Genomic DNA, 19908 nt, shown 5'->3' with positions numbered 1-19908 from the left:
CCGTAACAGGCTCGAGAAAAGCCTTGCCGTCAGATGTGGATGAAAGTCAACTGGGAAGGTGGGGAGCTGGATCGCTGCGCCGATCCAGGGCCGATCGCCAGGGAAGCGCCATCTGAAAAGGGCAGGAATTCGCAGGTAATTCTTTAATTTCGAGTAACCATCCTGCACGCAAGTTTGGGATCGTCCGCCGCTATCGTAGAATTGCCAAAGTTGCAGCCGAGCCCTTTTATTGTGCGGATACCTATGTTTGGTTGCAGAAACCGACCATTGTTCGGCGCGGTTCGCACTATTGAGTTGAACTCTTGGGTCTTACCGGCGCGACCCGGCGATTTTGCTGGGATTCGATACTTTTTTCGGGGCGTTAGACGAAATCATTCGTTAAGTCATCACCCTTAACAATCCGGTAAACCGGAGCTTGGTTCATGATGCGACCTGGACAGAGCGCTCTTCCGACTGACGTGTATCTGTCATCCGTGAGCTCGCTCTACGAACATCGCAAGACGTTGCTGATCGGCATGTTGTCGCATGTCGTGACGTTCCTGCTCGTCTATCTCAAGACCAGTGATCCCTTTTATCTTGCCTGTTCCGGCGTGATCTTCGTGCTCTGGGCGCTGCGCAATCTCGATATGGCGCGGTTCGACCGGCAGGATTTCTCCAATGCCGACCGGGCGATGGTGCGCAAATGGGAGAACCGCTACATCGTCGGTGGCGTCAGCGTCACGCTCACCTGCGGCATCGCCTGCGGCTATGCCATTGCCGTTAGCCAGGATTCCTTTTCCGAGCTTGCCACCATTTCGGTAACGCTGGCCTCGATGATCTCGCTCGTTGGACGCAATTACGGCTCGGAGCGGGCCGTGCTTCTCCTGTCGTCGTCTGCGTGCCTGCCGATCGTGATCGGCCTGATCACATTGCAGGACGTGTTCATGCTGGCGCTCGCCTTGCTGATCCTGCCGTTCATCCTCTCCACCTGGATGATGGCCAACAATGTGCGCGCCTTCCTCTATGAAAACGTGTTGGCGGCGCGCGAGATCGCGACCATCGCCGGCCAGTTCGACGCCGCGCTCAACAATATGACGCATGGTCTGTTCATGCTGGATGGCGACGGCCGCGTGGTGGTGGCCAACGAGCGTGCGAGCGAATTGCTGGCGCTTGGCGACAGGACCGAACTCAAGGATTGGCTGCTCGATGACGTGATCCGCCGCGGCGCGCGGCGCATGCGGCTCAATGCCGAAAAGACCAAGGCAATCTCGCGTCAGCTCGACCTTCTGCTCAAGGGCAAGCGCCCACAGGTATTGATCCCGGTCAGCGAGGAACTGCATCTCGAGTTTTCGGCCAGCCGCCGCGACAATGGCGATATCGTGCTGATCTTCGAGGACGTGACGGCGCGCGTGCAGGCGGACAAGCAGATTCTGCACATGGTGCGTTTCGACAAGCTGACGGAGCTGCCGAGTCGCGACTATTTCGCAGAGCTGGTCGTGGCCGCCGCAAGCGGCGAGGAGAAGGAGGACCGGCTCGTCGGCCTGATGGTCCTCGACGTCACCGAGTTCAAGCATGTCAACGACATGCGCGGCCACATCGTCGGCGACAAGCTGCTGCAGGCGATTGCCGGCCGGCTGAAGGCGCTCGCCGGCGACGATGCGATTGCGGCGCGGCTGATGGGCGACGAGTTCGTCGTGTTCTTTCCGAACAAGGCCGGCGTCGCCGATCTGGAAGAACGGATGCGTGGGCTTCACACGGATCTGCGCGGCACCTACGTTGCCGGCGGCTTCACCTTCAACATGAGCGTGAGCGCGGGCTTCGTCATCGCATCGAACGTGGATCTGAAACTCGAAGACCTGCAGATCAAGGTGGATCTCGCGCTTTCGGAAACCAAGCTGCGCAACCGGGGCGGCTGCACCGCGTTCGAAGCCGAGATGGACGCCCGCTATGTCGACCGCCAGAAGCTCAAGGCCGACCTGCGCGAGGCGATCAATGCGCGCAGCCTGACACTCTCCTACCAGCCGATGTTCGCGCCGGGCGGCGGCCGGGTCGAGTGCTGCGAAGCGCTGGCCCGCTGGACGCATCCGGAGCGCGGGCCGGTGCCGCCGAACGTCTTCATCCAGCTCGCCGAGGAATTGGGGCTGGTCACGGAGATCACGCGTTTCGTGCTCGATCAGGCCTGCCGGGATTGCAGGGACTGGCCGAACGATGTGTCCGTCTCCGTCAACCTCTCGGTTCTCGACCTTCGCAGCAGCGAGATCGTCACGATGGTCACGGATGCCCTTCAGGCAACCGGCCTCGATGCTTCGCGGCTGCATCTGGAAGTGACTGAAAGCTGCCTGATGGACGAGCCCCTCAAGGTGCAGGCGATCCTGCGCGAGCTACGTGGCCTCGGCATCACCATTGCCATCGACGATTTCGGTACCGGTTATTCGAGCCTCAGCTATCTCGATGTCCTCCCGGCCGACATCATCAAGATCGATCGCTCCTTCGTGCGCAATATCCGCGAGGATTCGCGTCGCTTCAAGCTTCTGCGCGGGACGGCCAATCTTGCTCGTGCCCTCGGCCTGCGCATCGTCGTCGAGGGCGTCGAGACGGCCGATCAGCTACAGCTCATCACCGAGCACAATTGTGCCGATTTGATACAGGGCTTTGTCTTCGCTGCCCCTATGCCTGCCTCTGCCATTGCGACGCTTTGCAAGAATGGCGTGCCAAAACGAGGCGCGAAACCCAGCAGTAAGCGCATCGCCTGACGCTGCGATCCCAAATTCCGTCCTGTTTTGACACTGCCCATTCTGCAGCAAGTCATTGATTAGGAGGAATAAATACATCCCATTTTGATGCGTATCGCTCCAAGTCGATCGATTTAATTTACGAATTTTTAGGGTTAACAAAAAGTTAACGGTGAACTGTTCCGTTTTGCGGTTGCCGCCCCATCTTCCGTCAATAGGTTAACGATTTGTTAACCATGAGGTTTGGAATATGGGTGAGACGGTTCACCAGGCGGAGCCTGGGCGTTTTTCTGAAAAGCTGATGCAATTGCTCGATCGTGTCGAATACCGGCGGGTCGAAACCGGCGAGGACATGGAGGACATCGCGCGGCTGCGCTACAAGGCCTACAAGTCCGTCAACCTGATGGAATTGACGGGCTCCACCCTGATCGATGATCTCGACTTCGACAGCCACGCCTATGTCTTCGGCATCTATCTCGACGAGAGCCTCGTCAGCACCGTGCGCGTACATCACGTGACACCGGAGCATCGCGCCAGCACATCGGGCCTGATCTTCGGCGCCGAGATCGACGCGTTCCTCGATGCCGGCATGGTCCTGGTCGATCCGGGCCGGTTGGCCGTCGATCCCGACGTCATCGGTGACGAGATGCGGGCGCTGCCCTACCTGACGCTCCGCCCGGTCGCCATGGCCTGCGAATACTTTTCCGCCGACCGTTGCCTGACGGCCTGCCGGCCGCGCCATACCGCCTTCTACAAGCGCATTTTCGCCTCGGAGACCGTGGTCGCCAAGCGCGAGAATCTGGGGGTCTACAATGCCGACGGCGCCCTGCTCGTGGCACAGGTGAGGGGGCAGCGGCCTTCGATCCTCGACCGCTACCCGATCTTCGATTCGGAGCCTTTCGAACGCCGCATGATGTTTGCCGATCGCAGCGAGGTGCCGTTCGCGCCGCTGACGATCCTGCCGACCGCGCGCATGGCGCAAACCGGCTATGGTCGCTCCTACCGAACTTCCGTCCTCCGCTGACAGACTTCGATAGCGACATCGGAGGGTGGGGCGCGCCCGTGTGCGCCGCCCTTGCTGCTGGCCGCGACATATCGCCCCATCAGATAGTGCTGAAGGACGGGTTTTCGTTGCGCCCGGCCCAAGCATTGTGTAAGGGCAGCTATAAGGGTTTTCGCGACTTTTCGCGGGAGCCATGCTTCGATTAGGAGCGGCGATGACCAAGGGTCACGCCGTGGCATTCAGGGAGAATTTGGACGATGGCTGAGCATCATTCTGGACCGGTCGATGTGGGAGCCCCGATGGACTATCCGGAGCACGAGAAGACCTACCGCATGTTCCTGAGCGCATCGAAGTACGGCACGCTGTTTTGCGTGGCGCTGCTGATTGCGATGGCTGCCGCATTCTTCACGACGATGGGCTTCTTCTCCTCGCTCGTGCTCTTCATTCTGCTCAACGTCGCAGGTTTCTTCTTCCTGCGCTAATCCGCGTCATCGGACTGATTGCCGAGGGGCTGGATGCTTCCTCGGCGACCGGGCGCGAGCCCGGACGAAGTTGCATGCCGTCGACTGGAGGCGTCGACGTTGCACGGCACTTCAAGATGCTGCAGCGCCCTTTGCGCACCCAATAGGATGCGCGGCGCTGTAAAGAGATCTCCATGTCCCGGGCATTCGCTGCAATGGGACATGTTTCCTCACTGCGTGAGGGGGGAGTGGAAAGCAGACCCGCGATGCCGAGCGAGACTCGGGCGTCGATCGGCGGCCGGACCGCCGGCGGTTCGAACACCTTGGTGTCTGTTTCCAGTAAATATGTGCTTGGCACCCCAGTGCCTCGCATATGGGGGCGTGTTGGCTCGATTGGCCGCATGCTTTGCAGTCGGAGAGAATGCCCGCATTCCGGCCTTGGCTCGATTGCGGCCAAGGAGGGGGATTTGTGAGCGAGATTGTCTTTGTCGCCAAGGAAACGGACCCGAACGAGGGTCGCGTTGCCGCATCGCCGGACACAGTGAAGAAACTGAAAAGCCTCGGCTTCGACGTCGTCGTCGAGGCGGGCGCCGGATCGCTGTCGCGCATTCCGGACACTGAGTTCGAAAAGGTCGGGGCCCGGATCGGGGCGATTGCCGACGCCAAGACGGCCGACGTCGTGTTGAAGGTGCGCCGGCCGACGACTGCCGAAATCGGCGGCTACAAGTCGGGCGCCATCGTGCTGGCCATCATGGATCCCTATGGCAACGAGGCGGCGATCGCCGAGATGGCCAAGGCGGGCTTGACTGCCTTCGCGATGGAGCTGATGCCGCGTATCACTCGGGCGCAGTCGATGGACGTGCTCTCGAGCCAGGCAAACCTCGCCGGTTACCAGGCGGTGATCGACGCCGCCTGCGAATATGACCGAGCGCTGCCGATGATGATGACCGCGGCCGGTACCGTTCCTGCCGCCAAGGTCTTCGTCATGGGCGCGGGCGTTGCCGGCCTGCAGGCGATCGCGACGGCGCGCCGTCTCGGTGCCGTGGTTTCGGCGACGGACGTGCGTCCGGCCGCCAAGGAACAGGTCGCCTCGCTCGGCGCCAAGTTCATCGCCGTCGAGGACGAGGAGTTCAAGGCGGCCGAAACGGCCGGTGGCTACGCCAAGGAGATGTCCAAGGAGTATCAGGCCAAGCAGGCCGCACTCGTTGCCGAGCATATCGCCAAGCAGGATATCGTCATCACCACGGCCCTGATCCCGGGGCGCCCGGCGCCGCGGCTCGTCACCCGTGAGATGCTGAAGAGCATGAAGCCCGGCTCGATCGCGGTCGACCTTGCGGTCGAGCGCGGCGGCAACGTCGAGGGCGCCGAGCCCGGCAAGGTTACGCAAGTCGAGGACGTCAAGGTCATCGGCCATCTCAACGTGCCGGGCCGCATCGCGGCTTCCGCGTCCGGTCTTTACGCCAAGAACCTCGTGACTTTCCTGGAGACCATGGTCTCCAAGGAAACCAAGGCGCTCGCGCTCAACATGGAGGACGAGCTCGTCAAGGCGACGGCGCTCACCCATGGCGGTGAGGTCGTGCATCCGAACTTCGGCGCCAGCAAGGGGGACAAGTGATGGCGAATGAACTTCTCGACAAGGCGCTCGCCGATCTCGACCGGGCAGTGGAAGCGGTCCGCACCGCTGCGGAATACGTGCCGGACACGGCCGGCGCAATCGCCCATGGTGCCACCGGCGGCGCGATCGATCCCTTCGTCTTCCGCCTGGCGATCTTCGTCCTGGCGATCTTCGTCGGCTACTACGTGGTCTGGTCGGTGACGCCGGCGCTGCACACGCCGCTGATGGCGGTCACCAACGCGATTTCCTCGGTCATCGTCGTCGGCGCTCTGCTTGCCGTCGGCATCTCGGCCTCGGGGCTGGCGACGGGTTTCGGCTTCGTGGCGCTGGTTCTTGCCGCCGTCAACATCTTCGGCGGTTTCCTCGTCACCCAGCGCATGCTGGCCATGTACAAGAAAAAAGACAAGTGAGGCCGGCCCGATGAACGCTAACTTCGCAGCCTTCCTCTACCTCGTCTCCGGCGTCCTGTTCATCACGGCGCTGCGCGGCCTGTCGCACCCGACCACCAGCCGCAGGGGCAATGTCTACGGCATGATCGGCATGGGCATTGCCATCGTCACGACGCTCCTGCTGGCGTTGCCCTCCTTCGGCGGCCTGATGCTGATTGTCGTCGGTCTTGCCATCGGCGGCGGCATCGGTGCCGTCATCGCCCGGCGCATCGCCATGACCTCGATGCCGCAGCTCGTCGCGGCCTTCCACTCGCTGGTCGGTCTCGCCGCCGTCCTGGTGGCGGCTGCCGCGATGTACGCGCCGGAAAGCTTCGGTATCGGCACCGTCGGCGACATCCATGCGCAGGCGCTGGTCGAGATGTCGCTCGGCGTCGCGATCGGCGCGATCACCTTCACCGGTTCGGTCATCGCCTTCCTGAAGCTCGACGGGCGCATGTCCGGCAAGCCGATCATGCTTGCGGGACGCCACGTCATCAACGCCGGTCTCGCTGCGGCGCTGATCGTGCTCGTGGTCATGCTGGTGCTGACGCAGAGCACGACGGTCTTCTGGCTGATAGTCGCGCTTTCGCTCATTCTCGGCGTGCTGATCATCATCCCGATCGGCGGCGCCGACATGCCGGTGGTCGTGTCGATGCTCAACTCCTATTCGGGTTGGGCCGCGGCCGGCATCGGCTTCACGCTCGGCAACCTGGCGCTGATCATCACCGGGGCGCTCGTCGGCTCCTCCGGTGCGATCCTGTCCTACATCATGTGCAAGGGCATGAACCGCTCGTTCATCTCGGTCATCCTCGGCGGCTTCGGCGGCGAGAACGGGGCCGCGGCGGCTGACGACGGCATCCAGCGCACGGTCAAACAGGGCTCGGCCGACGACGCGGCCTTCCTGATGGCGAACGCCTCCAAGGTGATCATCGTGCCGGGTTACGGCATGGCGGTTGCCCAGGCGCAGCATGCGCTGCGTGAAATGGGCGACCAGCTCAAAGCCGCTGGCGTCGAGGTCAAATACGCGATCCATCCGGTCGCGGGGCGCATGCCCGGCCACATGAACGTGCTGCTCGCGGAAGCGAACGTACCCTATGACGAAGTGTTCGAGCTCGAGGACATCAACTCCGAGTTCGCCCAGGCCGATGTCGCCTATGTCATCGGCGCCAACGACGTCACCAACCCGGCGGCCCGCGACGACAAGTCCTCGCCGATCTACGGCATGCCGATCCTCGACGTCGACAAGGCCAAGACCTGCCTCTTCGTCAAGCGCTCGCTCGGCTCCGGCTATGCCGGCATCGACAACACGCTGTTCTACAAGGATGGCACGATGATGCTGCTCGGCGACGCCAAGAAGGTGACGGAAGACATCGTCAAGGCGTTGCACGCCTAAACCTGGCTTGCAGAAGCCGACAATGAAACGCCCGCCTTTCGGCGGGCGTTTTGCGTTGGAAGGTATTTTGCTGCGCATTCCAGAAAAATCGCCCTCGCGCTTTTTCCGGAGTTGATTTAGCCGGCCGGTGCCAGCGTCAGTGCGTCGACCCCGATGGCGACGTTCAGACCCTCCTGGACCTGGACATTGACCGGCTGCAGCATGAAGGCCTTGTTGGTGCCGCCGCCGATCACCTTGGCGCCGCCGCCGACGGCAACGCTCGCATCGGCGCCGACGCCGTAATATTCACCGGCCAAGGCATACGCGGTCATCGGCGTCCCGGTCTTGGCCAGCACGTCCCAGACCATCGTCGTTTTTCCCGTCTGGCCGATATCGATGCCGATCTTGCGGATCTTGCCGGCATAGACCGCGCGAGGGCCGCCATTGGTAGGTGTGAAGGTGCACATCAGGTTCTTGGTCGAGGTCACGATCAGGCCGGTGCCGCCTTCCGAACCGCAGACGAGACGGCCGAGTGCGACATAGTTCTGCGCGGCGGCAGGGCCCGTGGCCAGCGCGGCCAGTGTCAGCGCAGTGACGAGGGTTCGTTTGATCATGGCGTGGTCTCCGTTCTTACTGCGCCGCGCGTGCCTTGGCGCGCTGGGGTCGCGGTAGCACTACGAATGGCTGGATGTTTTGTCCTTAGATCGGAGACGACCCAAGGAAACACGCAGCGACACCTCTGGCAAACGGATGATGACCGGGAAGGTTCCGCTTTGGCGGAGAGGCGAAGTGGCAGCGGCACGAACGAAAACGCCCGCGTGTCGCGGGCGTTTCGAGAAACATCACGAGTGGAGGGCTCAGGAGGCCTTGACGCGCGCAAGGCCGGCGCGCGCCGGCTCGTATTTCGGGTCAAGCTGCAATGCGTGCGCGTAGGACTTCGACGCCTTGACCTTGTCGCCCTTGCGCTCGTAGATCAGCGCCTGGTTGGCCCAGGACTCGGCAACCTTGCCGTTGAGGTTGATCGCGGTGTTGAAGTCGGAGAAGGCGTTGTCGTCGTCACCCTGGGCGACATAGGAGATGCCGCGGCCGTTGTAAGGTTCCGGCGAGCTCGGCGACAGCGAGATCGCAGTCGAGAAGTCTTCGATCGCCTGGCCGTGCTGGTTGCGTGCCTGATAGATCAGGCCGCGATTGTGATAGGCACGGGGATCGGTCGTGTCGAGCTGGATCGCCTTGTTGAAATCGTTGAAGGCGGAATCGAGCTGGCCGGCCTGGCGATAGAGATTACCGCGGCCGATATAGGCGACGTCGTAGTTGGCGTTCAGCTGCAGCGCCATGTTGTAGTCGGCAAGGGCTGCCTGGGTGTTGCCCATGTTGCGATGGACGAGCGCCCGATTGGCATAGGCCTGGTAGAAGCGCGGGTTGAGCTGGATCGCCTGGTCGAAATCGGCGATCGCCCGGCGATATTCGCCGGCGCGGCCGTAGGCCGAACCGCGGACATTGTAGCCTTCGGGATCGCTCGGGTTCGAGGCGATCACGCTCGAAAGCGAGGCGATGTTTTCCTGCGAGCCCTGTTCGCGCTCGACCTTGTTGGTCATCGAGTCCGGGCCGTCGGTGGTGCAGCCTGCGAGAAGAAGGGCCGAACCGAGGAGCAGCATGGCGGCAAGCCTCGGCTTGCGCTGGTGGCGGCGAGACGCCTCATGGACAGTAAAACCGGAGACGTCCGCAGTCATGGCAGCAAGTTTCAAAGGTTGATCCCTCAAATCGACAAGGTCTCGAAAGCCATCGGCTTTCCGTTCCTTACAGCGCCGCGTGTCTTTCCAGGACGCGCCAATGTCGCTGTAATACGTTGAGTTTCTGCATAATTTTGTCCCTAAATCGATTCCGATTTAAGGAATTATGCAGCAGAGCCGCTGAAACTCCCCGCGGGCTCCGCAGCCGGGCTTCATCGTGCCTCGGCGAACCGTCCGGTCAAACGCTCCGGTCGGCCATCCGTCACCGGCAGCGTCGATCACGCTAACCTGTCGTCGGAAAAGATGTCCATACCAAAAAAAGGCGGTGGCGATATTTCGCCCCCGCCACGACTTACATCGGAAAGCGTCGAAAAAACGACAAATCAGCGGGCCAGGAGGCCTTCGCGCTGTGCACGCTTGCGTGCCAGCTTGCGGACGCGGCGAACGGCTTCAGCCTTTTCGCGGGCGCGCTTCTGGGACGGCTTTTCATAGTAATCGCGCATCTTCATTTCGCGGAAAATGCCTTCGCGCTGCATCTTCTTCTTGAGAGCGCGGAGCGCCTGATCGACATTGTTATCGCGGACAAGTACCTGCACGTGAAATCCCGTTCCTTTGGTTCGAGTTGTTTGCAGCTCCGTCAGGTGCCGGAGGCAAAAGAATGACATTCGCTAAGCTGGAAGCTTTACGATTAGACGAGCGGATACCAGATCATCAGGCGAAAGTCCAGCGACGACATGAGGAAGCGCTGAAAAATCCTCGGATGCGGGTGCGGCGCCCGTTCCCGCGCCGGAAGCAACCGATCCGAGGCCATGTCGCAACTGCGCGCAAGTCCACTCAATTGCGTCGCAAAAGAAACGTTGCGCAGGCCTCGGATTTGCGATTTCTAACGCCAATGAGATCGGGGTTCATGGAGTAGAGGCCGATGCGCAAATATTCAGTTTTCGCCGTGGCGCGCGAGGCGTTGCGCGGCCACAAGGGGTGGGGCCCGCACTGGGCGTCGCCGGAGCCGCGCAAGGAATATGATGTCATCATCATCGGCGGCGGCGGCCATGGCCTCGGCGCTGCCTATTACCTCGCCAAGGAACACGGCATCACCAATGTCGCGGTGCTCGAAAAGGGCTGGATCGGCGGCGGCAATACCGGCCGCAACACGACGATCATCCGGTCCAACTATCTCTATGAAGAGAGCATGGACATCTACGAGCATTCGCTGAAGCTCTGGGAGAACCTGTCGCAGGATCTGAACTACAACGTCATGTATTCGCCGCGCGGCGTCATGATGCTGTCGCACAACATCCACGACCAGCAGTCGTTCAAGCGCCATATCAATGCCAACCGTCTCTACGGCATCGACAACGAGTGGCTGACGCCGGAGCAGGCGAAGGCCTATTGCCCGCCGCTCGATATCGCCAAGACGGCGCGCTATCCGATCAATGGCGCAGCCCTCCAGCGCCGCGGCGGCACGGCACGCCACGATGCGGTTGCCTGGGGCTATGCGCGTGCGGCCTCCGACCGTGGCGTGCATATCATCCAGAACTGCGAAGTGACGGGCATCCGTCGCGACGAAACCGGCCGGGTCGTCGGCGTCGACACCAACCGCGGCTATATCGGCGCCAAGAAGGTCGGCATTTCCGCCGCCGGCCATACCTCGGTGCTGATGCAGATGGCGGATGTCCGCGTGCCGCTGCAAAGCCAGCCGCTGCAGGCGCTCGTTTCCGAGCCGCTGAAGCCGATCTTCCCCTGCGTCGTCATGTCGAACTCGGTGCACGCCTATATCTCGCAGTCCGACAAGGGCGAGTTCGTCATCGGCGCCGGTACCGACCAGTACAATTCCTATTCGCAGACCGGCGGCCTGCAGATCATCACCCATACGCTGGATGCGATCTGCGAGCTCTTTCCGATGTTCCGCCGCGTCAAGATGATGCGTCAGTGGGGCGGCATCGTCGATGTCACCCAGGATCGCTCGCCGATCCAGGGCGTCACGCCGGTACCCGGCCTGTTCCTGAACGCCGGCTGGGGTACGGGCGGCTTCAAGGCGACGCCGGGCTCGGCCAACCTCTTCGCCCATCTGATCGCGAGGGGCGAGCCGCATCGTCTGGCCGCCGGGCTGACGCTGGAGCGGTTCCGCACGGGCCGGCTCATCGACGAAGCGGCTGCCGCCGCTGTTGCGCACTGAGGATTTCGAGATGCTTCTGATCTACTGCCCCTATTGCGAGGAAGAGCGCTCCGAGCTCGAATTCCGCGGCGCCGGCGACGCTCATATCGCCCGCCCGGCCAATATCGCCGACATCACCGACGAGGAATTCGAGGAATACTTCTTCCTGCGTCAGAACCCGAAGGGTCTGATCTTCGAGCGCTGGCGCCATATCCATGGCTGCGGCCGTTTCTTCAACGCCGCCCGCGACACGGTCAGCGACCGCTTCTACACCACCTACAAGGGTGGCGAGCCGAAGCCCGACATATCAGCCATTCTTCAGAACGAGCAGGACAAGGGAGCCGCGAAATGATGGGGGCCAATCGCATTCCAGGCGTCGGCCGCCTGACACCGGCACGCACCGCGCGCTTCACCTTCGACGGCCGCACGCTGACGGCGCTCGAGGGCGACACGGTCGCCTCGGCGCTTCTCGCCAACGGCATTCATCTCGTCGGCCGTTCGTTCAAGTATCACCGTCCGCGCGGCATTCTGTCCGCCGGTGCCGAGGAGCCGAACGCGCTGATCGACGTCGCGCGTGATGCCGCCCGTCGCCAGCCGAACGTGCGCGCCACGGTGCAGGAAGTCTTCGACGGCATGAAGGTGGAATCGCAGAACCGCTGGCCGTCGCTCGCCTTTGACGTCGGCGGCTTCAACGATCTCCTATCGCCGTTCTTCGCCGCCGGCTTCTACTACAAGACCTTCATGTGGCCGAAGGCTGCCTGGCACGCGATCTACGAACCGTTCATCCGCCGTGCCGCCGGTCTCGGCGTCGCGCCGACGGAAGCCGATCCGGATCATTATGCCAGCCGCTACGCTCATTGCGACGTGCTCGTCATCGGTGGCGGCCTCGCCGGCCTCTCGGCCGCGCTCGCTGCCGCCAAGGCCGGTGCCAAGGTGATCATCTGCGACGAGCAGCCGGAAATGGGTGGCGCGCTTCGCTATGAAAGCGGCACGACGATCGACGGCAAGGACGGTTGGGACTGGGCGCAGGAGACCGCGAGGACGCTGGCCGAGATGGACAACGTCACCGTGCTTACCCGCACGACCGGCTTCGGCTACTACAACCACAATTTCGTCGGCCTCGTCGAACGCGTGACCGACCATCTGGCGGCGCTCGACAAGTCGCTGCCGCGTGAGCGGCTGTGGCAGGTCCGCGCCAAGAAGGTGATCCTCGCCAACGGCCAGATCGAGCGACACATGGTGTTCGCCAACAACGACCGTCCGGGCATCATGCTCGCTTCGGCCGGCCGCACCTATCTCAACCATTTCGGCGTCGCCGTCGGCTCGAAGGTCGGCGTCTACACCGCCCATGACTCGGCTTACGAAGCCGCCTTCGACCTGAAGCGCGCCGGTGTTTCGGTGGCGGCCATCGTCGACTGCCGCGAAAATCCGGGCGAGGCAGTGCTTGCCGAAGCGCGCAAGCTCGGCATCGAGGTGCTGACCGGGCACTCGGTCATCAAGGCCGGTGGCAAGCTGCGGGTGAACTCGATCAGCGTCGCCCGCAATGGCGGCGGCTCGGCGCGCAAGATCGCCGTCGATGCGCTGCTGGTCTCGGCCGGCTGGACGCCGTCGGTGCACCTCTTCTCGCAATCGCGCGGCAAGGTGAAGTTCGATGCGGCGACGCAGCGCTTCCTACCGGGCACCTACCTGCAGGATTGCCTTTCGATCGGCGCCTGCAACGGTACCGACGACCTGCAGGCAACGATCGATGAGGCGCTTGCCGCGGGTGAACTGACGGCTCGCGCCGCCGGTGCGGAAGGCGGAACGCAGGTGACGCTTTCCGGTGAAAACCGTTTCGGCTGGACCGGCGGCATGATCGGCGCTGCGGAAGGCGCAGGGCCGGACACGACCGTCAAGGCCTTCATCGACTTCCAGCACGACGTCTGCGCCAAGGACATTCGTCTGGCGGTGCGTGAAGGCATGCACTCGATCGAGCACATCAAGCGCTTCACCACCAACGGCATGGCGTCCGACCAGGGCAAGCTTTCCAACATGCATGGCTTGGCGATTGCCGCAGAAGCGCTCGGCAAGGACATCCCTCAGGTGGGTCTCACCACCTTCCGCCAGCCCTACACGCCGGTGACCTTCGGTGCGATCGTCAACCATTCGCGTGGGCCCCTCTTCGATCCGGCGCGCAAGACGCCGATGCATGCCTGGGAGGAGGCGCATGGCGCCGAGTTCGAGGATGTCGGCAACTGGAAGCGTGCCTGGTTCTATCCGCGCTCCGGCGAAGACATGCACGAGGCGGTCGCGCGCGAATGCAAGACGGTGCGTGATGTCGCGGGTGTGTTCGACGCTTCGACGCTCGGCAAGATCGAGGTCGTCGGCCCGGACGCCGCCCAGTTCCTCAATCTGATGTACACCAACGCCTGGGACAATCTGAAGCCCGGCCGCTGCCGCTACGGCATCATGCTGCGCGACGACGGCTTCGTCTATGACGACGGCGTGGTCGGCCGCATGGCAGAGGACCGTTTCCACGTGACAACGACGACCGGCGGTGCGCCGCGCGTCATGAACCACATGGAAGACTATCTGCAGACCGAGTTCCCGCATCTGAAGGTGTGGCTGACCTCGACCACGGAGCAATGGGCCGTCATCGCCGTGCAGGGTCCGAAGGCGCGCGAGATCATCGCGCCGCTCGTCGAGGGCATCGACCTTTCCAACGAGGCCTTCCCGCATATGAGCGTTGCCGAGGGCAAGATCTGCGGCGTGCCGACCCGGCTCTTCCGCATGTCGTTCACCGGCGAACTCGGCTTCGAAGTCAACGTGCCTGCCGATTACGGCCAGGCGGTCTGGGAAGCGATCTGGGCGCGGGCCGAACCGATGGGCGCCTGCGCCTATGGCACGGAAACCATGCACGTGCTGCGCGCCGAGAAGGGCTACATCATTGTCGGCCAGGATACCGATGGCACGCTGACGCCCGACGATGCCGGCCTCTCCTGGGCGGTCTCGAAGAAGAAGCCCGACTTCGTCGGCATTCGCGGCCTGAAGCGGCCGGATCTCGTCAAGTCCGGGCGCAAGCAACTGGTCGGCCTTCTCACCAAGGATCCGAAGGTGGTGCTGGAGGAAGGCGCGCAGATCGTTGCCGATCCCAACCAGCCGAAGCCGATGACCATGCTCGGTCACGTGACGTCGTCCTATTGGTCGGAAAACTGCGGTCGCTCGATCGCGCTGGCCATGGTTGCCGGCGGCCGCGAGCGGCTCGGCCAGACGCTCTACGTGCCGATGACCGATCGCACCATCGCCGTCGAAGTGAGCGACATGGTGTTCTTTGACAAGGAAGGGGGCCGCCTCCATGGCTGACCAGGCAATTGCAAGCCGCAGGGCGGCGCTCACCTCGCGCGGCGGTTCGGCCGAGGCGATCCTGACGCCGGCACCGGCGGCAACCCGCATCTCGCTCAGGGCCGGCGCCGATGCTCTGCCGGCACTCTCGGCTGCGCTCGGCGTGACGCTGCCGACGCGGCCGAAGACCTCGGCCTCGAGCGGCCAACGCCATGCGCTATGGATCGGTCCAGACGAGTGGCTGGTGATCGACGAGAGCGAGGCCGACCTGATGGCGGCCGCTGCCTCAAGCGGTACGCTGCATTCGGCCGTGGACATCTCGCACCGCAACGTTGCCGTCATCGTCAGCGGTCCGGGCGCGGACGTGGCGATCAACAGCGGCTGCCCGCAGGATCTGTCGCCGGCGATCTTTCCGGTCGGCGCCTGCTCGCGCACGATCTTCGGCAAGGCCGAGATCATCCTCTTCCGTACGGCTGAGGATCAGTTCCGTGTCGAGTGCTGGCGGTCGTTCTCGCCGTTCGTCTTCGGGCTCTTGTCCGAAGGCGCTGCCGACGCGAGCCATTGAATGCAAAGGCCGGGAGGTGCTCGCAGGCGTCCCCCGGCTTTCGATTTTTCAGGCGAAACGTAAGTACCAGAAGGCTGTCCCGGATCGGACGATCCGGTCACGCTGCTCAGGCATCGGCGGGCCGGTCCTTGGGATCGAACTGGATGATCGTCTGCCAGGTGGCCGTCAGCGCCGGCTTGCGTTCGCCTTCGATCTCAACGCTGACGTCGTAGGTAATCATCAGCATGCTGGCGCCGCGGAAGCGGGCATCGGCCATGGTGAAGTGCCCGCGCACCTTGGCGCCGCTCTTCACCGGCGCAACGAAGCGCACCTTCTCGAAGCCGTAGTTGATGCCCATCGTCTGCTCGCGGATCTTCGGCAGGCAATTGTAGTTCATCGCCGAGAGCAGCGAGAGCGACAGGAAGCCGTGCGCGATGGTGCCGCCGAACGGCGTCTCGGCGGCGGCGCGGACCGGGTCGACATGGATGTACTGATAGTCGCCGGTTGCCTCGGCGAACTTGTCGATCGTTTCCTGTGTGACCGTGATCCAGTCGGAAACGCCGACCTCCTTGCCGACGAGTCCCTTGATCTCAGAAAGTGAAATGTCCTGCAGCATGTGAACGCCTCGAAACAAGCCCCCCGAGCGTTCTATAGGCTCGCCCGTTGCAACCTGCAAGTGGTGGAAAAGCTTTAGAAAACCTCGACGAGGAAGGAGACCGAGCGCGGCGCGACATGATCGGCCGGGAATGACGCCGTCAGCGCATCTTGCCACTTTCCGTCGATGCTGTCGGGCAGGCGGAAGGGATGCGGCGCGTGGCTGCGATTGACGATCACGGCAAGGCGCGTCGTCCGTTTCTGGAGACGGTCGCGGGTGGTCAGCACCATCATCAGATTGTCCGTTGCCGGGTGTTCCCAGTCGCCTGTCGTCATCGGTTGCCCGTCGAGGCGCCGCCATTCGACATCGCCGTTCCCGGTCAGGAACGTGGTCTGATCGAACACGTCGAAGCGTTGGCGCATTGCCGACAGCGCCGCCGTGTGGGCGACGATCTCGTCATCCATCGCCGTCCAGTCGAGCCAGGTGATGGCATTGTCCTGGCAATAGGCGTTGTTGTTGCCGCTCTGGCTTCGGCCGCCTTCGTCACCGGCCGTCAGCATGATGGTTCCGCGCGAGGAGAACAGCGTGCCGATGAGCGCCATCACGTCATGGCGTCGGGCTGCCAGAATCTCCGGATCGGTTGTCGGACCTTCGGCGCCATTGTTCCAGGAGTGGTTCTCGTTGTGACCGTCGCGGTTCTCCTCGCCGTTGGCCTCGTTGTGCTTGCCGGCATAGGCGACGATATCGGCGAGCGTGAAGCCATCATGGGCGGCGATGAAATTGACCGTGCGCGTGCCGTTCTCGCCCCAGCGGGCGAAGCTCTCCGATGAACCGGCAAGCGCCGTTGCCAGAGCGCCGATCGCGTGGCGGTCGCCGCGCCAGTAGATGCGGATGTCGTCGCGGGCGCGGTCGTTCCATTCGAGGAAGGGAGAGGGGAAATTGCCGAGCTGGTAGCCGCCGGGGCCGACATCCCACGGTTCGGCGATCAGCACACGGTCGGCAAGCAGTGGATCGGCCGATATCGCCTGGAAGAGCCTGGCATCGCGGTGGAAACCGCCCATGTCGCGCCCGAGGATCGAGGCGAGGTCGAAGCGGAAGCCATCGACGCCGGCGGCGCGAACGAAGTGGCGCAGGCTGTCGAGGATCAGCGTCTCGACGGTCGGATGGTCACAGGCAATCGTATTGCCGCAGCCGGTGTCGTTGATGAGGTCGCCCGGCTGGTCGGTGACGTGACGGTAATAGGTGAGGTTGTCGAGGCCACGCATCGACAACGTGGTGCCGAAGCGATCGCTCTCGCCGGAATGGTTGAAGACGAGGTCGAGGATGACGCCGATGCCTTCCTTGTGCAGCGTTTCGACCGTCTTGCGCAATTCCTTGACGCCGCCCGGCACCAGTCGCGGGTCGAGCGCCATCGGCGCGATCGGATTGTAGCCCCAGCCGTTCTTCAGCCCGAGTGGCGGCAGATGGCGCTCGTCGATCCAGGCGACGATCGGCATCAATTCGACCGCAGAGACGCCGAGGCGCTTCAGATGTTCGATGATGGCGGGCTCGGCGAGCGCCGCCACGGTGCCGCGCTTCGCCTTCGGGACATCCGGATGCAGAATGGTGAAGGGCTTGACGGCGATCTCGTAGATGAGGCCGCCGGCGCGAAAGAGCGGCGCCTTCACTTTGGCTGCCTTCACTTCGGTGACGATGGCCTTCGGCACGAGATCGGCGGTGTCCTCGCCAAAGATCGTCAGGCGCGGATCATGCCGGAAAGGCCGGTCGAGTTCGATCGCATAGGGATCGACCAGCAGCTTGGAGGGATCGAACCAGAGACCATGATCGGGCGAATAGACGCCGTCGGAGCGAAAGCCGTAGCGCGTTCCCTTCGGGGCGTCGGCAACCGTCAGCGTGTGGACGTCGCCGTTCCGCAGCATGGGTAACTGCCGCAATTGCCGGGCGCCGGTCTTGTCGAAAAGGCAGAGGTCGATGCGGGCGGCGTTGCGCGACCAGACGGCAAACTGCGTGCCTTCTGCGGTGATCGTGGCACCGAGGGGTGGCAATCCGGTGGTCGGCATGAAGGCGGCCCTCTGTGTCGAAGGTGTGGTGGGATACCCCCCTCTGCCCTGCCGGGCATCTCCCCCACAAGGGGGGAGATCGGCCCGTGGCAGCCTCCCATTCCACCAGCAAACCGATTGTATTGGTGCGCGGGTGATGGGCCCTACGACGTCAATGCCATCTTAGGGCAAAGCCGTGCCGCGAATCGATCTCCCCCCTTGTGGGGGAGATGCCCGGCAGGGCAGAGGGGGGTAAGCGGCAAATGAAAAAGGGCCGCATGAAGCGGCCCCGACAACGCTGTATCTCAGGTAATGACGCTCGGCTCGGTGCGGCCGGTGCGCGTCTTGATGCCGGCGATCTCGTCGGCAACCGCGATGAGATCGGCGAGTGCTTCCTGCGTCTCGATGTCGTGACGCGCCGGGTCCGGCTCGAAGCGCTCGATGTAGACGCGCAGTGTCGCGCCCGAAGTGCCGGTGCCGGAGAGGCGGAAGACGACGCGGGAGCCGCCCTCGAAGAGGATGCGGATGCCCTGGTTCTTGCTGATCGAGTGGTCGACCGGATCGTTATAGGCGAAGTCGTCTGATGTTGCGACCGTGAGCGCGCCGAAGGACTTGCCTGGAAGCGTGGCGAGCTGGTCGCGCAGGTTGGCGATCAGGCCGTTGGCCGCGTCGGTATCGACCTCCTCGTAGTCATGGCGCGAGTAGTAGTTGCGGCCGTAGGTCGCCCAATGCTTCTGGACGATGTCGAGGGCGCTTTCCTTGCGCACGGCGAGGATGTTGAGCCAGAGCAAGACAGCCCAGAGGCCGTCCTTCTCGCGCACGTGGTTGGAGCCGGTGCCGGCGCTTTCTTCGCCGCAAATCGTCGCCATGCCTTCGTCGAGCAGGTTGCCGAAGAACTTCCAGCCGGTCGGCGTCTCGTAGAGGCCGATGCCGAGCTTCTCGGCGACGCGGTCGGCCGCACCGCTGGTCGGCATCGAGCGGGCGATGCCGGCGAGGCCCTTGGCGTAACCGGGCGCCAGATGCGCGTTGGCGGCGAGCATCGCCAGGCTGTCCGAAGGGGTGATGAAGATGCCGCGGCCGATGATCAGGTTGCGGTCGCCGTCGCCATCCGATGCTGCGCCGAAGTCCGGTGCGTCAGGCGCCATCATCGTCTCGTAGAGCGCGCGGGCATGCACCAAGTTCGGGTCCGGATGGTGGCCGCCGAAGTCCGGCAGCGGCATGAAGTTCATTACCGAGCCCTTGGGCGCGCCGAGGCGTTTCTCGATGATCTCCTTGGCATAGGGGCCGGTGACCGCGCTCATCGCGTCGAAGACGACGCGGAAGCCGCCGCCGATCAGCTTGCGGATGGCCGCGAAATCGAACAGGCTCTCCATCAGTTCGGCATAGTCGGCGACGGGATCGATGACCGTCACGGTCATGCCTTCGATCTCCTGCGTGCCTTCGAGGTCGAGGTTGATATCCCTGACGTCGGCGATCTTGTAGCTGTCGATCACCTTGCTGCGCGCAAAGATCGCGTCAGTGACCTTTTCCGGTGCCGGGCCGCCATTGCCGATATTGTACTTGATGCCAAAATCTTCGGTCGGGCCGCCGGGATTGTGGCTGGCCGAAAGCACGATACCGCCGAAGGCCTTGTACTTGCGGATAACATTGGAGGCGGCCGGCGTCGACAGGATGCCGCCGCGGCCGACGAGCACGCGGCCGAAGCCGTTGGCTGCCGCCATCTTGATGGCGATCTGGATGACTTCGCGGTTGTAGTAGCGGCCGTCGCCGCCGATCACCAGTGTTTCGCCCTGAAAGCCTTCGAGCGAATCGAAGATCGACTGGATGAAGTTCTCGGCATAGTTCTTCTGCTGGAAGACCGGGACCTTCTTGCGCAGCCCTGACGTGCCAGGTTTCTGGTCGCCATAGGGGGTTGTGGTAACCGTTCTTATCAT

At 63.2% G+C, this 19908-nt stretch carries 16 protein-coding genes; 10 read left to right on the top strand and 6 right to left on the bottom strand.

The features are described from left to right. The first annotated feature begins 422 nt into the window (after positions 1–422). From QM996_RS14835 to QM996_RS14810, 6 genes are all read left to right on the top strand, one after another. Positions 423–2732, top strand: a complete 2310-nt coding sequence (locus tag QM996_RS14835) for a putative bifunctional diguanylate cyclase/phosphodiesterase (RefSeq protein ID WP_500268123.1) — start codon at positions 423–425, stop codon at positions 2730–2732. A gap of 229 nt (positions 2733–2961) precedes the next feature. Continuing rightward, a complete protein-coding gene (locus QM996_RS14830; RefSeq protein WP_500268122.1) occupies positions 2962–3735 on the top strand; it encodes an N-acyl amino acid synthase FeeM domain-containing protein in 774 nt (257 codons plus the stop codon). A gap of 236 nt (positions 3736–3971) precedes the next feature. After that, positions 3972–4196: an aa3-type cytochrome c oxidase subunit IV gene (locus QM996_RS14825; RefSeq protein ID WP_173520335.1), complete on the top strand. Its 225-nt coding sequence runs from the start codon at positions 3972–3974 to the stop codon at positions 4194–4196. 448 nt (positions 4197–4644) lie between these two features. Further along, the gene (locus tag QM996_RS14820) at positions 4645–5790 is read left to right on the top strand and encodes an NAD(P) transhydrogenase subunit alpha (protein ID WP_500268121.1); all 1146 of its coding nucleotides are present in this window, start codon (positions 4645–4647) and stop codon (positions 5788–5790) included. After that, positions 5790–6200: an NAD(P) transhydrogenase subunit alpha part 2 gene (locus QM996_RS14815; RefSeq protein ID WP_173520337.1), complete on the top strand. Its 411-nt coding sequence runs from the start codon at positions 5790–5792 to the stop codon at positions 6198–6200. The genes QM996_RS14820 and QM996_RS14815 overlap by 1 nt, the downstream gene beginning before the upstream one ends. A gap of 10 nt (positions 6201–6210) precedes the next feature. Then, positions 6211–7611 (top strand): NAD(P)(+) transhydrogenase (Re/Si-specific) subunit beta, encoded by a 1401-nt coding sequence (locus QM996_RS14810; protein ID WP_500268120.1) that lies wholly within the window; start codon positions 6211–6213, stop codon positions 7609–7611. Positions 7612–7727: 116 nt separating this feature from the next. Here QM996_RS14810 and QM996_RS14805 read toward each other — a convergent pair whose 3' ends face one another. From QM996_RS14805 to rpsU, 3 genes are all read right to left on the bottom strand, one after another. Beyond that, positions 7728–8204 carry a DUF992 domain-containing protein gene (locus tag QM996_RS14805; RefSeq protein WP_500268119.1) on the bottom strand — a complete coding sequence of 159 codons (477 nt, stop codon included), beginning with the start codon at positions 8202–8204 and terminating at the stop codon, positions 7728–7730. A 243-nt stretch (positions 8205–8447) separates the two neighbouring features. Next, the gene (locus tag QM996_RS14800) at positions 8448–9335 is read right to left on the bottom strand and encodes a tetratricopeptide repeat protein (RefSeq protein WP_500268118.1); all 888 of its coding nucleotides are present in this window, start codon (positions 9333–9335) and stop codon (positions 8448–8450) included. A gap of 368 nt (positions 9336–9703) precedes the next feature. Then, complete coding sequence (gene rpsU, locus QM996_RS14795; RefSeq protein ID WP_034786884.1) at positions 9704–9916, bottom strand: 30S ribosomal protein S21; 213 nt, start codon at positions 9914–9916, stop codon at positions 9704–9706. 326 nt (positions 9917–10242) lie between these two features. Here rpsU and QM996_RS14790 point away from each other — a divergent pair, with 326 nt between their 5' ends. From QM996_RS14790 to soxG, 4 genes are read left to right on the top strand one after another with little or no spacing between them, the layout of a single operon-like run. Further along, on the top strand, positions 10243–11496 hold the full coding sequence (locus tag QM996_RS14790) for a sarcosine oxidase subunit beta family protein (protein ID WP_483500034.1): 1254 nt from the start codon (positions 10243–10245) through the stop codon (positions 11494–11496). Positions 11497–11506: 10 nt separating this feature from the next. Further along, complete coding sequence (locus tag QM996_RS14785; RefSeq protein ID WP_500268117.1) at positions 11507–11827, top strand: sarcosine oxidase subunit delta; 321 nt, start codon at positions 11507–11509, stop codon at positions 11825–11827. Then, on the top strand, positions 11824–14817 hold the full coding sequence (locus QM996_RS14780; protein WP_500268116.1) for a sarcosine oxidase subunit alpha: 2994 nt from the start codon (positions 11824–11826) through the stop codon (positions 14815–14817). The genes QM996_RS14785 and QM996_RS14780 overlap by 4 nt, the downstream gene beginning before the upstream one ends. Then, positions 14810–15361, top strand: coding sequence for an aminomethyltransferase family protein (gene soxG / locus QM996_RS14775; protein ID WP_500268115.1), 552 nt, complete (start codon positions 14810–14812; stop codon positions 15359–15361). The genes QM996_RS14780 and soxG overlap by 8 nt, the downstream gene beginning before the upstream one ends. 106 nt (positions 15362–15467) lie before the next feature. Here soxG and QM996_RS14770 read toward each other — a convergent pair whose 3' ends face one another. The 3 genes from QM996_RS14770 to QM996_RS14760 all read right to left on the bottom strand — a co-directional run bounded on the left by QM996_RS14770 (position 15468) and on the right by QM996_RS14760 (position 19908). Continuing rightward, positions 15468–15956, bottom strand: coding sequence for a MaoC family dehydratase (locus tag QM996_RS14770; RefSeq protein ID WP_173520345.1), 489 nt, complete (start codon positions 15954–15956; stop codon positions 15468–15470). A 74-nt stretch (positions 15957–16030) separates the two neighbouring features. Then, on the bottom strand, positions 16031–17995 hold the full coding sequence (gene glgX / locus QM996_RS14765) for a glycogen debranching protein (protein ID WP_500268114.1): 1965 nt from the start codon (positions 17993–17995) through the stop codon (positions 16031–16033). Between the two features lie 284 nt (positions 17996–18279). Continuing rightward, positions 18280–19908, bottom strand: coding sequence for a phosphoglucomutase (locus QM996_RS14760; RefSeq protein WP_500268113.1), 1629 nt, complete (start codon positions 19906–19908; stop codon positions 18280–18282).

Source organism: Sinorhizobium chiapasense, from assembly GCF_045277575.1.
Taxonomy (GTDB): Bacteria; Pseudomonadota; Alphaproteobacteria; order Rhizobiales; family Rhizobiaceae; genus Ensifer; species Ensifer chiapasense_A.
Note: the sequence above shows the minus strand (reverse complement) of the source record. Positions and strands in the feature narration are given on the sequence as shown.

Bases quoted from the DNA above. Each gene is read 5' to 3' on its own strand.
- QM996_RS14830 (WP_500268122.1), top strand. From the start codon at position 2,962: ATGGGTGAGACGGTTCACCAGGCGGAGCCTGGGCGTTTTTCTGAAAAG.
- QM996_RS14805 (WP_500268119.1), bottom strand. From the start codon at position 8,204: ATGATCAAACGAACCCTCGTCACTGCGCTGACACTGGCCGCGCTGGCC.
- QM996_RS14780 (WP_500268116.1), top strand. From the start codon at position 11,824: ATGATGGGGGCCAATCGCATTCCAGGCGTCGGCCGCCTGACACCGGCA.
- QM996_RS14760 (WP_500268113.1), bottom strand. From the start codon at position 19,908: ATGATAAGAACGGTTACCACAACCCCCTATGGCGACCAGAAACCTGGC.
- QM996_RS14825 (WP_173520335.1), top strand. From the start codon at position 3,972: ATGGCTGAGCATCATTCTGGACCGGTCGATGTGGGAGCCCCGATGGAC.
- QM996_RS14810 (WP_500268120.1), top strand. From the start codon at position 6,211: ATGAACGCTAACTTCGCAGCCTTCCTCTACCTCGTCTCCGGCGTCCTG.
- QM996_RS14790 (WP_483500034.1), top strand. From the start codon at position 10,243: ATGCGCAAATATTCAGTTTTCGCCGTGGCGCGCGAGGCGTTGCGCGGC.
- QM996_RS14835 (WP_500268123.1), top strand. From the start codon at position 423: ATGATGCGACCTGGACAGAGCGCTCTTCCGACTGACGTGTATCTGTCA.
- glgX (WP_500268114.1), bottom strand. From the start codon at position 17,995: ATGCCGACCACCGGATTGCCACCCCTCGGTGCCACGATCACCGCAGAA.
- soxG (WP_500268115.1), top strand. From the start codon at position 14,810: ATGGCTGACCAGGCAATTGCAAGCCGCAGGGCGGCGCTCACCTCGCGC.
- QM996_RS14770 (WP_173520345.1), bottom strand. From the start codon at position 15,956: ATGCTGCAGGACATTTCACTTTCTGAGATCAAGGGACTCGTCGGCAAG.
- QM996_RS14815 (WP_173520337.1), top strand. From the start codon at position 5,790: ATGGCGAATGAACTTCTCGACAAGGCGCTCGCCGATCTCGACCGGGCA.
- QM996_RS14785 (WP_500268117.1), top strand. From the start codon at position 11,507: ATGCTTCTGATCTACTGCCCCTATTGCGAGGAAGAGCGCTCCGAGCTC.